This window comes from Novosphingobium sp. FW305-C-111 (assembly GCF_058783565.1).
On record NZ_JBYSYP010000016.1, the window covers coordinates 1 to 13,391 of the forward strand.

General features: G+C 64.1%; 12 protein-coding genes and 1 pseudogene. 5 read left to right on the plus strand and 8 right to left on the minus strand.

All coding sequences use genetic code 11. From position 1 onward, the window contains the following. Positions 1–890: DUF2493 domain-containing protein (locus tag AC3WLD_RS16085; RefSeq protein ID WP_492557989.1), on the minus strand; the 890-nt coding region annotated here is incomplete at its 3' end. 556 nt (positions 891–1,446) lie between these two features. Continuing rightward, positions 1,447–1,605, minus strand: a complete 159-nt coding sequence (locus tag AC3WLD_RS16090; RefSeq protein WP_492557990.1) for a hypothetical protein — start codon at positions 1,603–1,605, stop codon at positions 1,447–1,449. Between the two features lie 74 nt (positions 1,606–1,679). On the opposite strand from AC3WLD_RS16090, the gene AC3WLD_RS16095 reads away from it, so the two are divergent. The 3 genes from AC3WLD_RS16095 to AC3WLD_RS16105 are packed head-to-tail and all read left to right on the plus strand — an operon-like array spanning position 1,680 to position 3,647. Continuing rightward, the gene (locus AC3WLD_RS16095; RefSeq protein WP_492557991.1) at positions 1,680–2,288 is read left to right on the plus strand and encodes a DUF6088 family protein; all 609 of its coding nucleotides are present in this window, start codon (positions 1,680–1,682) and stop codon (positions 2,286–2,288) included. After that, a complete protein-coding gene (locus AC3WLD_RS16100; RefSeq protein WP_492557992.1) occupies positions 2,281–3,327 on the plus strand; it encodes a nucleotidyl transferase AbiEii/AbiGii toxin family protein in 1,047 nt (348 codons plus the stop codon). The genes AC3WLD_RS16095 and AC3WLD_RS16100 overlap by 8 nt, the downstream gene beginning before the upstream one ends. 50 nt (positions 3,328–3,377) lie before the next feature. Next, on the plus strand, positions 3,378–3,647 hold the full coding sequence (locus AC3WLD_RS16105; protein ID WP_492557993.1) for a hypothetical protein: 270 nt from the start codon (positions 3,378–3,380) through the stop codon (positions 3,645–3,647). A gap of 81 nt (positions 3,648–3,728) precedes the next feature. On the opposite strand, the gene AC3WLD_RS16110 is transcribed toward AC3WLD_RS16105, so the two are convergent. The 3 genes from AC3WLD_RS16110 to AC3WLD_RS16120 form a co-directional block, all read right to left on the minus strand. After that, positions 3,729–4,211, minus strand: coding sequence for a Ros/MucR family transcriptional regulator (locus tag AC3WLD_RS16110; RefSeq protein ID WP_492557994.1), 483 nt, complete (start codon positions 4,209–4,211; stop codon positions 3,729–3,731). Between the two features lie 442 nt (positions 4,212–4,653). Then, a complete protein-coding gene (locus AC3WLD_RS16115) occupies positions 4,654–4,989 on the minus strand; it encodes a single-stranded DNA-binding protein (RefSeq protein WP_492557995.1) in 336 nt (111 codons plus the stop codon). A 470-nt stretch (positions 4,990–5,459) separates the two neighbouring features. Further along, entirely contained in the window at positions 5,460–5,804 is a 345-nt protein-coding gene (locus AC3WLD_RS16120; protein WP_293680351.1) for a thermonuclease family protein, read from the minus strand. Between the two features lie 320 nt (positions 5,805–6,124). Between AC3WLD_RS16120 and AC3WLD_RS16125 the strand changes: the two genes are divergently transcribed. Continuing rightward, positions 6,125–6,304 (plus strand): hypothetical protein, encoded by a 180-nt coding sequence (locus AC3WLD_RS16125; RefSeq protein ID WP_492557996.1) that lies wholly within the window; start codon positions 6,125–6,127, stop codon positions 6,302–6,304. Positions 6,305–6,320: 16 nt separating this feature from the next. Here the strand turns inward: AC3WLD_RS16125 and AC3WLD_RS16130 are convergent. From AC3WLD_RS16130 to AC3WLD_RS16140, 3 genes and pseudogenes are all read right to left on the minus strand, one after another. Next, positions 6,321–7,009, minus strand: a pseudogene (locus tag AC3WLD_RS16130) (pentapeptide repeat-containing protein). 31 nt (positions 7,010–7,040) lie between these two features. After that, the gene (locus tag AC3WLD_RS16135; RefSeq protein WP_492557997.1) at positions 7,041–10,733 is read right to left on the minus strand and encodes an AAA family ATPase; all 3,693 of its coding nucleotides are present in this window, start codon (positions 10,731–10,733) and stop codon (positions 7,041–7,043) included. Beyond that, positions 10,733–11,956 carry an exonuclease SbcCD subunit D C-terminal domain-containing protein gene (locus AC3WLD_RS16140; protein WP_492557998.1) on the minus strand — a complete coding sequence of 408 codons (1,224 nt, stop codon included), beginning with the start codon at positions 11,954–11,956 and terminating at the stop codon, positions 10,733–10,735. Before AC3WLD_RS16140 ends, AC3WLD_RS16135 begins: the two co-directional genes overlap by 1 nt. A gap of 202 nt (positions 11,957–12,158) precedes the next feature. Here AC3WLD_RS16140 and AC3WLD_RS16145 point away from each other — a divergent pair, with 202 nt between their 5' ends. Beyond that, positions 12,159–13,388, plus strand: coding sequence for a DUF1173 domain-containing protein (locus AC3WLD_RS16145; RefSeq protein ID WP_492557999.1), 1,230 nt, complete (start codon positions 12,159–12,161; stop codon positions 13,386–13,388). Positions 13,389–13,391 lie beyond the last annotated feature (3 nt).

Consider the following 13,391-nt stretch of genomic DNA (forward strand, 5'->3'; position numbering starts at 1 on the left):
TCAACCTTGCGCCATCGTGAAAGGGGGTCCCTTTTGCGCGCCGATAGGGGGTCCCGTTTGCACGCCGATTGACAGCGCTGATAGGGCGCTGAAGGTCCCCGCGACGTATCGGGCTTGCACAGAATCACCGGGACATTGTGGCGCGAGGCCCATGCCGCCGCGATCACGTCCGCGCCCTTGTTCTGGGCAGTCGTCGCCAGCGCCATCGAGGGCACCCGGGCATGGATCGCATCGAGGTAGTCTTCGACCAGCGCAATGTCGGTGAACTGCTGCCCGCCCGAGAACACCACGACCGGACCCGAGGGGGCGAACTGCTCGCGCCGCTGCGCCTTCTGTGCCGCGAGATAATCGCGCGCTTCGATCATCGAGGCGTTGGTCTTCGACGACACCCGCGAGCCGCGGACCGGCGAGAAAGGGCGGCCGGTTTCGACGAGGTAGATCCGTGCGGCATGGTCGCGCATGCATTCCATCGCATCGCGGCATTCGGCAAGGCTGCGGGCCTGCATGGTGAGGTCCTCAAGGTCGGTCGCATAGACCTCGCTCGGGTCGTACTCGCGCAGCTTCTCCTGCAGCCGGTTCGCGAGTCCGTCCTCGCGGTCATCGAGGCGCTTCGCCACGACATGGAAGCTGTTGGCGATGCCCCAGGCGACTTCGCTCGCGAAGTCTTCCATCCGGGTGTCGCGGAACAGGTCGAAGACCGTTGCCAGCATCATTTCGATTGCCGCCTGCGCCACCTCAGGGTCGGGCATTTCGCTGCTGCTCGGTTCGTGCTCGATCGAGAGCTTGGCAAATTCGGTCTGCTCCATGAACGCCCGGGCGTAGTCGGGCGTGGCGACTTCACGCGCATAGTGTTCGGCAAGGTCGGCGAAGTTCGAGAAACGGTCCGTCATGATAACCTCCAAAGGGAATTGTCTCTCATCGGACTGATGAAAGATGCCCATCGGAGGGACGCCGGAGTCAGGCAGTCAGGGACGGCGGCGCGAATGCGCTGCCGCCGCGAAAAGCGGGCGTGGGGGGAGCCGATTTTTGCTCGCAAGACGCCAGTCGCCGCAGGCCAAAATCGGGGGGCACCCGCGATCCTTGACTGCCGCCAATCTCCCAGGCGTCATGCTATGGCGATGCTGATTTCGCTCAGCCACCGAGATGAGAGAGAGATTACGGTTTTGCCCTCGAACCCCCTCGCGGGCGTTCGGGGTTAACCGCAAAACACAGTTCGTCTGCGTCCCGCCATTGCGCACTCGGCAAGGCAGAACTCAGGCTTGAAGCGGGGCGCCCTGGATGCGCCGTCTTCGGCGCGGCCAACACCAAAGACGGACCCCTTGCCGGAGACAGTCAGTCGGCCCGTGGCCCGGTGCATCGCACGGGCTCGGGACGGCGACGGAGGCGGAGGCGAGAGTGCCGGCGGCCCAATGCGAGGAAACTTCGCACCCGCAGGAGCGCAGCCCGTTAGGGCGCGCGGGACCGAGTGCGACAATCCCAACGGGGCCGCTCCATATGATCGGACCGCCGATGCAAGTCGCTCCTGCCGATGATCACCATCACCAATGCCGGAACCACGACGCTGATGATAGGCAGGCAGGCGGTGATGATGATCATGATGGTCATCAGGGAGCCTTTCTGGAGGATATGGTTTGTTAGAAATATGTGTGCTAGTTTCTAACGAAAGGAGCACTCGAATCATGTCCGCCGTGGCCGACAAAATCATGAAGCGCGTTCGCGCGAAGGGGCGGGGGTGGGTCTTCACGCCCAGGCACTTCATCGACTTCGGCACGCGCGGCTCGGTCGACATGGCACTGTCGCGCCTCGCGCAAGCGGGCGAGATTCGCAGGATCGGACGTGGCCTCTACGACTATCCGCGGCTGCACGACAAGCTGGGCGCGCTGACACCGGACGCCGAGATGATCGCGCAGGCCGTATCGGCGCAAAGCGGCGATAAGCTTGCACCCTCAGCCGCTGCGGCGGCGAACAGGCTCGGCCTTTCAACACAAGTGCCGGCGAGAACGAGCTATGCGACGACGGGACGAACCCGCGTGAGCAAGGCCGCAGGCCGCAGTGTTACGCTCAAGCACAGCCGCGCCCCGGTGTTGGGTCATGCCTCGGAGGTTGCCAACGGCGTGGTCCAGTTGCTGGCCGGGCTCGGGCGGGACAAAGTCGATGCCGATGCGATTTCGCAGCTCGCCGCGCGGCTCGACGACAAGGACGTGCAGGCACTGCTCAAGGGCCGCCCGCAAATGCCGGGGTGGATGGGCGATGTCGTACTGAAGATCGGAGCAGCGCATCATGGATGAATTTGCCAGGCGGCCTGCCGATGAACGACGGACGTTCTTTGCCGAAGCAGCTGCGCGCCGCGATCTCACACCGCTCATCGTCGAGAAGGACTTCTGGGTATGCTGGACCCTGCGCCGGCTGATGGGCGCGCCCGAACTCGCCGCGGTCCTGACCTTCAAGGGCGGGACCTCGCTCTCCAAGGCTTTCGGGATCATCAAGCGGTTCTCGGAAGACATCGACCTCACCATCAATCGCACGGCGCCGCTGCTCGGTGAGGTCGCTTCGCCAATGGCGAGCGAGATCAGCGGCAAGGAGCGCGAACGCCGCGGCAAGGCGCTCAGCGCTGCTGCGCAAGAATGGGTCACGACGATCCTGCAGCCGTCGCTCACGCAAGCGATCGAGGAGGCCCTGGGCACCCGCGAGGGCTGGAGCCTTGAGGCCGATCCCGATGACGGGGATCGGCAGACCATCCTGTTCAACTACCCGGCATCCTCGGGTTACGGCCTCGACTACGGCAACGATTATGGCGGGCGCACGGGCTACGTGCAGCCGCGGATCAAGCTCGAATTTGGGGCGAGGGGCGATCCCGAGCCATTCGAGCAGCGCGACATCGTACCCTACGTCGCCGAGGACTTTCCGGGCGAAATGCCTGATGCGGTAACGACTGTGCCGACTTTGGCGCTCGAGAGGACCTACTGGGAGAAGGCGACGATCCTGCATGCGCTGCACCACAGCGGCAAACTAAGGGCAGGTCTCTCGCGCCACTTCTACGACGTGTTCATGCTCGATGCTGCAGGGGTCACTGAGCGGGCATTGGCCGAGCGAGAGCTGCTCTCGCAGGTCGTCAGGAACAAGAGTCTGCTCTTTGCCGATGCCAAGGCCTCTTATGGGACGGCGCAGCTCGGCACATTGCGGCTCTCGGTCACCGACGCAATGCGCGACGAACTCGCGGCCGACTATGCTGCCATGGCGGAAATGTTCATGGAGGAACCGCCAGCCTTCGACGAGTTGGTGTCGCGCCTCGCGGAAATCGAGGAGCGGATCAACGCGGCCGTCTAGCCCGCAGAGGCTGGCGGCAAAGCGATAATGCGGTTGAGGAGACATCCTGGATGGAATTCGACGACCAGATGAGGCGCTTCTTTGGGACCGATGATCTCGGAGCGGTTTCGCCTGAGGCTTTGACCAGCGGCGTCGAGCGAATGCAGGTTGAGTTCGGTCTCGAGACTGACAAGGGCCGCCGGTTCGCGATGTGGTCGCTGCTCTACATGCTGGGTTCCGCGCCGGACCTCGACGTCGCCTTCAAGGACGCGCGCGACCGCGATGCGGCGCGCACATTCATGGACCTGCTCGACCAGGCAAACGACAGGGCAAAAGGTTGAGCAGTGACATCTCTATTTTGCAGAGACCGTCGAGATTGATAATATTTCTTATGTTAAATCAATAACTTAGATGACTTCGGATTAGGCGGCGTCCGCCGATCCGAACGCCACACCGAGCTTCTTGCGCGGACTGGCGACCTTGGGCGCCTTCGCAGGTGCTTCTGGCAAAGCGGCCTTCGGCTTGCGGCCGAGGCCGATCCGGACCGCTAGTTCCTTGCGCTTCGCCGCATAGTCAGGTGCTACCATCGGATAATCGGCCGGAAGGTTCCAGCGCGCGCGGTACTCGGCGGGTGTCATACCGTGGTCAGTGCCAAGGTGACGCTTGAGCATCTTCATCCTGGCGCCGCAGTCGAGACAGGTCACGGCGTCGGGCTTGACCGACGCGCGGACCGAGACTGCGGGGGTGAGCTTTTCCTCGACCGCCTCGGGTGCCTGGCCGAGCGCGGCAAGCGAAGCATAGACCGACTGGATCAGGCCCGGGAGGTCTGCTGCCGAGACCGAATTATTGCTGACATGGGCAGAGACGATGTCGGCAACGTGGTCCAGCAGGGTTTCATCGGCCATGATCGTCAGGCTTCCTCGAATTGGTGATGCCAGACCCTATGGGGCGTCGCGAGGAATTGCCAGTTCATGGACGAGTATTCGCGGGCGCCATGAACAAAAAAATAGGGCCAGCATTGCTGCCGGCCCCGTGAAAGTCTTGGGAGAGGATGCCTGAAAGGCACACTTTATATGGGTCGCACCCTTCCATGCTGCAAGTGCGAAAAGAGCCGGGGCCGTTGAATTTTTCGCACCGGTCAGTGCGAGCGACGAGAGCCAAGGCATAAAAGAGGCGGCCCTGAAATTCAGAGCCGCCGTAAAGTCGAGAACCCTTGGCATTGCTGCGTTCAGGCCCTTCGGGTCGCAGCAACTTGCTGGGATGAATCGAAAATCCGAACTTGTATGGAACCGACATCGCAGCCGAAGGCCCGAAAGGGAGGCGGCAGCGCCGCCTCCCCGGCTCGGCTTAGAGGAAGAGGACTTCCTCGGAGACGATCTCGACCGCGTAGCGCTCGACGCCTTCCCGGTCGGTCCACTTCGAGTAGTGGAGGCGGCCCTGGACCTCGACCAGATCGCCCTTCTTCTTGTGCTTGGCGACCGAAGTGCCGAGGCCATTGAAGGCGGTGATGCGGTGAAACTCGGGGATCGTCTCGGTGTAGCCGGCCTCGTTCTTGACCGTCTTGCCGTCGACCAGCTTGGGCCGGTCGGTGACGAGGGTGAAGGTGGTGATCGCGGTCTCGCCGGCGTGGCGGGTTTCGGGGGCGGACGCGATGCGGCCGATCAGGATGACGAGGTTCTTCATGAGCTTTCTCCGGTGTTGAATTCGGCGGAACCGCCCGCCGATGAACCAGACAGGCGGCGCCGATAGGCCCGGGCCCGCACCGAGCGGCACGCGAGGGAAACCCAAAAGCGAGGAGTGGTGCGGCAAGCCCTGCAAGGGCTTCACGGTCCGCTGCTTTTGGGTTGCGGCCAGGGACTGGCGCCGCAGGGTTCATCGGCAAACGGAGGGCGGTTTCGTCAATTCATGCCGGAAGGGCAGCAAGCTCTGGACACGTCAGCCTTGGCCGCCATTCAGCCCGGCCCCGACCTTGCCCCGCTGCGCATACGCCAACCACACTTTCGCTGGCCGCCGAGCGGCCTCATCGACGGTATTGTCAGAACGAGGCGCACCGCGACTGGCCCCGCCCGCACAACTGCCCCGGCCTCAAACGCGGGTACCGCACCAGTGAAGAGCTCGCGGAGGTCCGAACAGCCGCCCCTCGAAGTGAGCGCTCAGCGCCAGGGCCGCGCGAGCCCCTGCGCGATCAGGTAGTCGCCGGCGTCCACGCCGCCGACCGAGACAGTGGCCAGCGTCCGCCCATATGGATCGGTCCCTTGCCGCTCGATCATAACCCGGCCCCGCGACAGCAGCCGGACGAGCGCCACGCGCGAGGCTTCGCCCGCGGCAAAGTCGCACCAAGCGTAGGACCGGCGCCGGTCCTGGCACTTCGGGCTATCGGGAAGTTCGGGCGCGTCGATATTGGCGATGCGCACGCGCTCGCGGCCGCAACGGATCGTGTCGCCGTCGTGGACCGAAGGCGACAAACACAGGGCGGCGGCAGCGAGGACAACGGGCATAGGGCAGACCCTAGCCGCAGCGCGCCGCAGCGCCAATGCCCCCAACTGTCCGCCCCACACCCTTGGCCCCGATCGTCACCCGCAGGGCCGGCATCCCATGCCGGCGAGCTTGGATGGGCGGCGGTGCGCCAGCACCGACGCGCGCCCTAGCGAGTAGAGCGGGTCGCCCCCAGCCCGCGCGGGGCGCGGGTGCCGGGGTGCCCCTCCTCCGCCTTTACCTCGCCAACCAGCACCAGGTCCGGTATATTTCCGTCATGTCGCGAAGCGCAGGACCGACTGCCGCAGGCAGAACCGTGTCCGAAATCCAAGGAGTCAGAGCGATGGACGATCGAGGGGAAATGCCGAGCGCACTGCAGGTTGCCCGCGCGGTGTCGGTGGTGCTGGGCAAGAAACTAGCCGATCACTCCGCAAGCGAGATCGTGCTGACCCGCGAGGAAGCCGCGCTGTGCCTCGGCCTTGCCGATGGCGTCGTCGAGAACCTCGAGCAAAGCGAGGGCTGAACCCCCTGCCCCAGACCTAGCGGACGTTGAGCCCGAGTTCGCCGAGCAGTTGCCCGGCCTGTTCGCGTGAGATCGTCGCGCCGCGGAACAGCCCCGCGTCAACCAGGCGCAGCCCGCCAAGATCCGTACCGCGCAGGTCCGATCCTTCGAAGCGGGATCCAGCCACCATCGCCTCGCGCAGGCTGCAGTCCTCGAAAACCGCCATCCGGAAGTCGCCCTTGCGCAGGTCGGCGCCGGAAAAGTCGACCCGGCGCAGGGTGTCCTTGCGGAACGAGAACCCGGGCAACTTGGCGCTGACCAGCAGCACTTCCTCGAACTGGACATGCATCGCGCGCGCTTCGGAGAAGTCCGCCCCGGTGAGCTTTGTGCCAATGAACTTCGCCGAGGTCAGCGTCGCGCGCCGCCAGACAGAATTGTTGAAGTCGCCGCCCAAGAACGCGGCTTCGCTGAGATTGGCGCCGATCACGCTCACGAAGGGGGCCCGGCAACCCTGCCAGACCGAGCCTTCAAGCTTTGTCCCGCTGCAATCGGCCTTGCGCAGATTGCAGCGTTCGAACCGCCAGCCCGTCAGGTCGAGCCCGGAAAGGTCAGCGTCCTCAGGTCGCAGTCGACTATGTCCTGCGGCGGGCCGCCGGCCAGCGGGGCGAGATCGGATCGCGTCAGCGTCCGCCCGGAAAGGCCGCGAGGAGAAAACAGATCGTCCATCGCAAGCCCCGTAGCGGGCGAATGGTCTGTATCAACCAGAAACCAGTACCCGCACCTCGCTGGTCCCGCGGCCGGTCGGAGCCACTTCAACCTTGGCGGCAATGCGCTCCTTCAATTCCTCGACGTGGCTGATTACGCCGACGCGGCGCCCCCCAGCGTGCAGGTGTTCGAGCAAAGCGAGGGCCTGCCCCAGGCTTTCCGGATCCAGGGCACCAAAACCTTCATCGATAAACAGGCTCTCGATCCGCATCCCACGCGCCGTCGACATTTCGGCCAGACCTAAGGCAAGCGCCAGACTGACGAGGAAACGTTCGCCACCCGACAGGTTGTGCAGTCCGCGCACTTGCCCCGCCATGTCATTGTCGATGACTTCGATAATCATGTCACCGCCCTCGCCACGCGCCAGGCTGTAGCGCGGCTTCAGATCCGCAAGCCGAGCATTTGCGTGAACAAGCAGGCGATCGAGGGTGAGGCCTTGCGCGAAATTTCGGAACTTCTTGCCAGTCGCGTCCCCGATTAGGCCGTCGAGTGTAAGCCAGACGGTTGCCGCTGAATTTGCGGCCTCAAGGTCTGCGCGCAGGGCGGCAGTGCGAATCCGCACAGCGTCATCTTCGCGCAGCCGCAGTTGCAGCTCACGATGACGCCGGTCTGCGGTTTCGGCATTGTTGCGTGCCACCTGGAGTGCCTCCGTCAGTGCCTGACCAAGGATATCCGGGACCGCGGCCGCCTGATGGCGGGCAAGATCTTCTTGCCGCTGCTCCAGAAGGAGCGCAGCGCTGCTGGCGTCACGATCAATCTGCGCCAGCGCATCGGCTTCGGTATTGAGTACTGCCGATCCGGCTGCCGCAACCTTTGCGACATCCGCTTCGTCGATCGCACCAGCAGCCAGTTCCGCCATCAGAGCTGCGGCTTCACGGGCGATGGCCTCGCCCGCAGAAACTATCTGCTGCTCGGTTTGACGCAAGCGCGCCTGTGTGTCCGACCGAGTTCGTTCTGCCTCGGCACGCCGATCACGAGCCTCATTGCGAGCAGTTTCGAACTCGTGAGCTTCTCGGGCGAGCCTGGCATTTACGTCGCCGACCGCTTCGCCGCCGAGTAGAGCTCGTCTCTGCTCCGCCCTCTGATCCGCTTCGGCCTGAGCTGCCTCATGGGCCTCGCGGGATGTTGCAAGACGTTCCTGCTGCGTCCGCGCGGCAATCAGCATGTCTGAAACCACAGCCCTTGCAGTGGCAACCCGCGCGCCGGCTTCTTGAGCACTCGCAGTTGTCTCCCGCCATTGCCGGCACATGTCGGCAAGCCAGGCTTGGCCGTTTGCAAGGTCAGGCCAATGGCATGTTCCCTTGAGTGCGCGATCGAGCTGGCCCGCAAGCTGGCCAATATCCGAACGCAATATTCCGGCTTCGGCTTCGAGATCGAGATGAGCCTGCTTGCGCTGGTCGAATGCCTCTTTGGCTTTCGACAAATGTTCTTGTGCCTCATCTGCTGCCGCATTCGCGAGACGCTCGGCATTGATCGAATTGTCCCGGCGGGCCCGCGACGCGCGTGCCGCGTCCATAGCATTGTCGAGCGCCAGTCGAGCACTCGCCAAACTCTCGCCCAGATTGCCGGTTTTCACATCAAGTCCGGCTACCGTTGCGGCATCGTCTATCTTTCCACGCAGGTCAGCGACGCGCTGGGTCGCCTCGGCATTCTGGTCTTGCTGCACCTTTGCGTCCGCAATGAGTTCGCGTTGCTGGTCTTCGAGCAGCGTAAACGAAGCCACAAGGCCTGCAGCCTCCTGCTCGCGGTCGGCAACTTCACGTGCGAGAGCCTGTGCCTCCCGGCGCGCGTCTGAAACCTGTTCGCCCAGGACGCCGCTTACCAGCTCAATGTGGTGATCACTCGAACCGCACACGGCACAAGGCTCACCCGGCACAAGGCTTTGACGTAGGCGCAGCGCAGCGTCATCCGCTGCAGTGGCCAAGCGTTCAGCCAACCTCATGGCTTCGCCTGAGCGAGTGATCAGACCGGGAAGTTCATTCGCAATCACCGCCCGGCGAGCAGTGTTGGCCTCAATATCTTCCCTGTTCTTTTGTTGCCGCACGCCGGTTCGCGCAATTGCTGCTGCCGTTTGGCTCGCCGCAGTCGCTGCAGTCGTGGCTTGTTCGATCAGCTGTTCGATCTTGCCCAAGCGGTCACGCTGCTCCGCAAGATTCGCCTCAGTCGTCGTATCCGGAACAGAGCGCTCGGCGGCTTCACGGTCCTGCACGCGCTCCTTGAGCGTGTTCGCGCATTGGATGACCGTGTCTTGTGCAGTGTTCCACGCAGTTTGGGCCTGCAGCAATGCCGCCTCGGCGTCGCCGGATTGTCCCAAAATCTTGGAGAGGCGGGTAGCTTTGGTGGCATGTTCGCCGAAGATTTCGGCAAGCTCATCCTCGCGCCCGGCAATCGCGGCAAGGCTCGCGTTCTCTGCCAGCCAGGTTTTGGAACGCGTCTCCTCTGCCGTAGCCTGATCGAGGGCGTGCTGAGCCTTGGTGTGAGCCTGTTCCGCCTCCTGCGCATTCTGGCCCGCATCGCGAAATGTCGACGCCTGGAGTTCGGCTTGCCGGATTGCTTGCGCGAGCAGCGCATCGAGCTGACTGGCGCGACCGATTTCGTCCTGAAGTACGCGCGTCGCTTCGCGGTGGCGTGCGAGCGCCAGTTCGCTGGCTTGATCATGTGCTTCGGCTTGCTGAACGCGCTCATCATGGCCGGCCAGTTCGGAACGCAAGACGACGAGAGTATGATCAAGCGCTCGTTCGCCTGCTCTCGCGCGCTCCAGTGCCTGCCACTTGGGCGCGAAGACAAATGCAGCCCTATCTCTCAGCAGGGCGGCGCGCCGCGGCAACGCTTCGACTTGCGCATCATGGGCCGTCTTGTGGCTGTCCGCAGCTGTCGCAACCAGCACCGCTAGTTCCTGCCCGCGGCGCTCCCAGCGTTCGGCCTCCTCCAGTTGGCTAAGCGCCGCCCGCAGGTCGGCAAGACCGTCGGCAGCGGCGGCCAGCTCGGCTTCAAGTTCCCCGCGCCCGGCGTCGTCGAGGCCGTTCTGAGCGGCAATATCACGGGTGATAGCAGCGATCTGCTGCTTGTGTTCGCTTGCGCGGGCAAACGCGGCCTTGCCCAGCTCGGCATAGATGCTCGAACCCGTGAGCCGCTCGAGGAGTTCAGCGCGTTCGCGTGCATCAGCTTTCACAAATGCGTCGAAATCGCCCTGCGCCAGGAGCGCAGCCCGGCAGAACTGATCTGCAGTAAGACCAATGACGGCAAGAATGGCAGCTTCGGTCTCGCGGCGGGTTCCGCCTAGCCGCTCGCCATCACCCAGGCGCTCGAAGGCGTGCTCGTCGTTTTTCAAGGTGCCGGTGCGTGCCCGTGCGACAGACCAGCGTGCACGGTAGCGTTGGCCATCCGGCATGGCGAAGTCGACCTCGGCGAAGGCATCGCTTGCACCATGACGCATCAGGGCCCGCGGATCGCGCGGATTGATTCCGTCCCTGCCGATGTTTCCCTGGGCTGGGGCATTGCGCAGTCGTGGCACGTCGCGGAACAGCGCAAGGCAAACTGCGTCAAGGAGCGTGGATTTGCCGGCACCCGTCGGACCGGTGATCGCGAAAATCGGCGAACTGCCAAGCGGCTCAGCCTCGAAGTCGACTTCGAAATCATCGGCGAGGCTCGCCAGGTTGCGGCCACGGATTGCGAGAACGCGCATTAGTCCGTCTCCGCCGAGTTAACCGCCACAAGGAGCTCCTCGAAGGCGCTGGCCAGACTACCGGGCAGATCGGCGCCTGGATGGGCCTTTGCGAACGCCGCGGCGAAGACGTCGGCGGGCAGAAGCTCGTCGAGGTCATCGCCGGTCAACCCCTCGGCCAGATCGGTGGCATCGGCGGCCCGCACTTGCCGAATCCGCGTCAAACGGACCGCTTTGTCCGCGATCGCGGCAAGCACCAGCGCCTGTAAATGGGGATCTGGCCCGTCAACGGCGACCGAGATTTCCAGGAATGGTCGCCGGCCCGGTGGCGTGTCCGGATCAATGACCAGTGCCTCGAGTTCGGCAATGACCGCATCCAGCGAGGCTGCACCATCGGCCGGGACGGTAAGAAAGGGTGCCGGACGCGGAATCGGGACCTCTCGCCAACTGGCCTTGCCGTCCGCGAACTCGACGATTGTTAGCGAATGGCGATAGCCTCGTTCGGTCGCCGAGAGGGGAAAGGGAGAGCCGGCATATCGGACCGGCATTGCCGCGGTAATTGTCTGCGGCCGGTGCAGGTGACCAAGAGCGACATATGCAGCGCGGGGGTCGAACAGGCTGGCTGCTTCAGCTTCCTGGCCGCCCACGACGATGCGGCGTTCGGAAAGTTCGGAAACCTCGCCGCCCGCAACATGCAGGTGGCCGGTCAGGATCAGCGGACGGTCGCCGGCTTCGGCAACGGCCCGGTCCGCTACTTCAGCGTAGAGTGAAGCAAGGCTGTGTTGGCCAAGGTCGCCGGGGCGGCAAAAAGGGATCGCAGCCAGGAGACCTGCGGGTTCCGCGTCGGTTCCGCCAAGTGGAATGAGGAGCGCGTCGATGTCCGGCGCGCCGTTCTGGCGAGGCAGTGCACCGACGAAACGTACGTTCCCGTCCCCAAGCAGTGCGGCAGGAAGGTCGATACGACCCGCACTATCGTGATTGCCGCCAAGGATAATGATTTGAAGATTTGGCCGTCGCTGCGTCGCTGCATTGAGAAAGGTGAAAAGCCGGCGCATCGCAGTGATAGGTGGGTTGGCGACATCATAAACGTCGCCTGTGACCAGCAGAACATCGGCTCCGGTCTCTTCAATCTGCTCAAGAAGCCAAGCCAGGAAAGCGTCGTGCTCATCCTCGCGAGTATGTGCATGCAATTCGTGACCGAGGTGCCAGTCAGACGTGTGGATCAAAGTCAGTGAAGAGCCCATCCGGCAGTTCATCGTCTCGACCCCGGGTATTGGCAAGTGCCAAGGACAATCCAGCCTTTCCACAAAGTCGATGTACTTGCGGGACAATTCAGCGGCCGATAGACTGATCCCAGCGTGCCCATCCGGGGCCGCATCTAACCGAAGGAGATGCGCGAGAGGTCGAACGGGCAGCGTCGATCGCGAGAAATTGGAGCAAGACCCAATGATCCAGCGATACCGTGTGCTCGGCCGCAGCGTGGCCGAAGGCGATGAATTTCAGCCGCTTCTGGCCAAAGCCTACGCGCAAAAGGCCTCGGTCCTGTGCGAATGCCGCAAGGGGACCGACCTGCCGCTCTACATTTCGCACAGGAATGACCGCTACGTGCTGGCGCGCTGGCCAGGCTCGGGTGCGCACCACGCGACCGCCTGCGACCATTACGAGGCGCCCGATTACCTGACCGGCATGGGCCAGGTCCGCGGCGCGGCGATCATCGACGATGAGGCAAGCGGTGAGACCAGCCTCAAGCTCGGTTTTCCGCTCTCGCGAGGGAGCGCCCGGCTCGCGCCAGCGGCACTGACCAACGACAAGCCGACGGTAAAGTCGTCAGGGCAGAAGCTCTCGATGCGCGGCCTGCTCCACGTCCTGTGGGACCGGGCCGAGCTCACCCATTGGCATCCCAAGATGGCAGGCAAGCGCAGCTGGTTCGTCGTGCGGCGCGCGCTGCTCGAGGCAGCCGCGTCGTGCCGGGCAAAGCACGAAGCCCTGCCCCACGTGCTGTTCGTGCCTGAAAGCTTCAGGCTCGAGGACAAGGAGGACATCCGCGCCCGCCGCCGCGCCGCGCTCGAGCGGGTCTACCGCTCGCGCGACGAGATGATGGTCGTCGTCGGAGAGATCAAGGAGATCGTCGCTTCCCACGGCGCGGAGCGGATCGTCCTGCGCCATGTCGGCGACATGCCGTTCGTGATGGACCAGGACATGGCGCGCCGGTTCCACAAGCGGTTCGCGGGCGAACTCGCGCTGTGGCAGGCGCAGCACGGCGCCAAGGGCAAGCAGGACCACCTGGTCATCGCGGGCTCATTCGCGCGGCGGCGCGAAGGCACGTTCGATCTGATCGAAGTGGCGCTGATGCCGGTCACGCCCGAATGGCTGCCCTATGAGACCAGCGACGAGCGCTACCTTCTCACCAAGGCGATCGCCGAGAAGCGGCGGTTCGTGAAGGGCCTGCGGGTCAATCTCGACGTCGACACGCCGATTGCGAGTCTGGTGCTGAAGGACACCGGCGAGGAAGCCTGCGCGGTTCATATCCACGATCGCGACAACGAGGTCGCCGAGCCGCTCGAGGCGTTGCTCGCTGGGCAAGGCGTCGCGCACCGGTTCTGGAAGGAAGGCGAGCCGCTCCCGGCCCGCGTCTCGCGGATCCGGCGAACGTGGGAAGCGCAGGCCGCCGCCTGAGCC

Bases quoted from the DNA above. Each gene is read 5' to 3' on its own strand.
- AC3WLD_RS16090 (WP_492557990.1), bottom strand. From the start codon at position 1,605: ATGACCATCATGATCATCATCACCGCCTGCCTGCCTATCATCAGCGTC.
- AC3WLD_RS16095 (WP_492557991.1), top strand. From the start codon at position 1,680: ATGTCCGCCGTGGCCGACAAAATCATGAAGCGCGTTCGCGCGAAGGGG.
- AC3WLD_RS16100 (WP_492557992.1), top strand. From the start codon at position 2,281: ATGGATGAATTTGCCAGGCGGCCTGCCGATGAACGACGGACGTTCTTT.
- AC3WLD_RS16105 (WP_492557993.1), top strand. From the start codon at position 3,378: ATGGAATTCGACGACCAGATGAGGCGCTTCTTTGGGACCGATGATCTC.
- AC3WLD_RS16110 (WP_492557994.1), bottom strand. From the start codon at position 4,211: ATGGCCGATGAAACCCTGCTGGACCACGTTGCCGACATCGTCTCTGCC.
- AC3WLD_RS16115 (WP_492557995.1), bottom strand. From the start codon at position 4,989: ATGAAGAACCTCGTCATCCTGATCGGCCGCATCGCGTCCGCCCCCGAA.
- AC3WLD_RS16120 (WP_293680351.1), bottom strand. From the start codon at position 5,804: ATGCCCGTTGTCCTCGCTGCCGCCGCCCTGTGTTTGTCGCCTTCGGTC.
- AC3WLD_RS16125 (WP_492557996.1), top strand. From the start codon at position 6,125: ATGGACGATCGAGGGGAAATGCCGAGCGCACTGCAGGTTGCCCGCGCG.
- AC3WLD_RS16135 (WP_492557997.1), bottom strand. From the start codon at position 10,733: ATGCGCGTTCTCGCAATCCGTGGCCGCAACCTGGCGAGCCTCGCCGAT.
- AC3WLD_RS16140 (WP_492557998.1), bottom strand. From the start codon at position 11,956: ATGGGCTCTTCACTGACTTTGATCCACACGTCTGACTGGCACCTCGGT.
- AC3WLD_RS16145 (WP_492557999.1), top strand. From the start codon at position 12,159: ATGATCCAGCGATACCGTGTGCTCGGCCGCAGCGTGGCCGAAGGCGAT.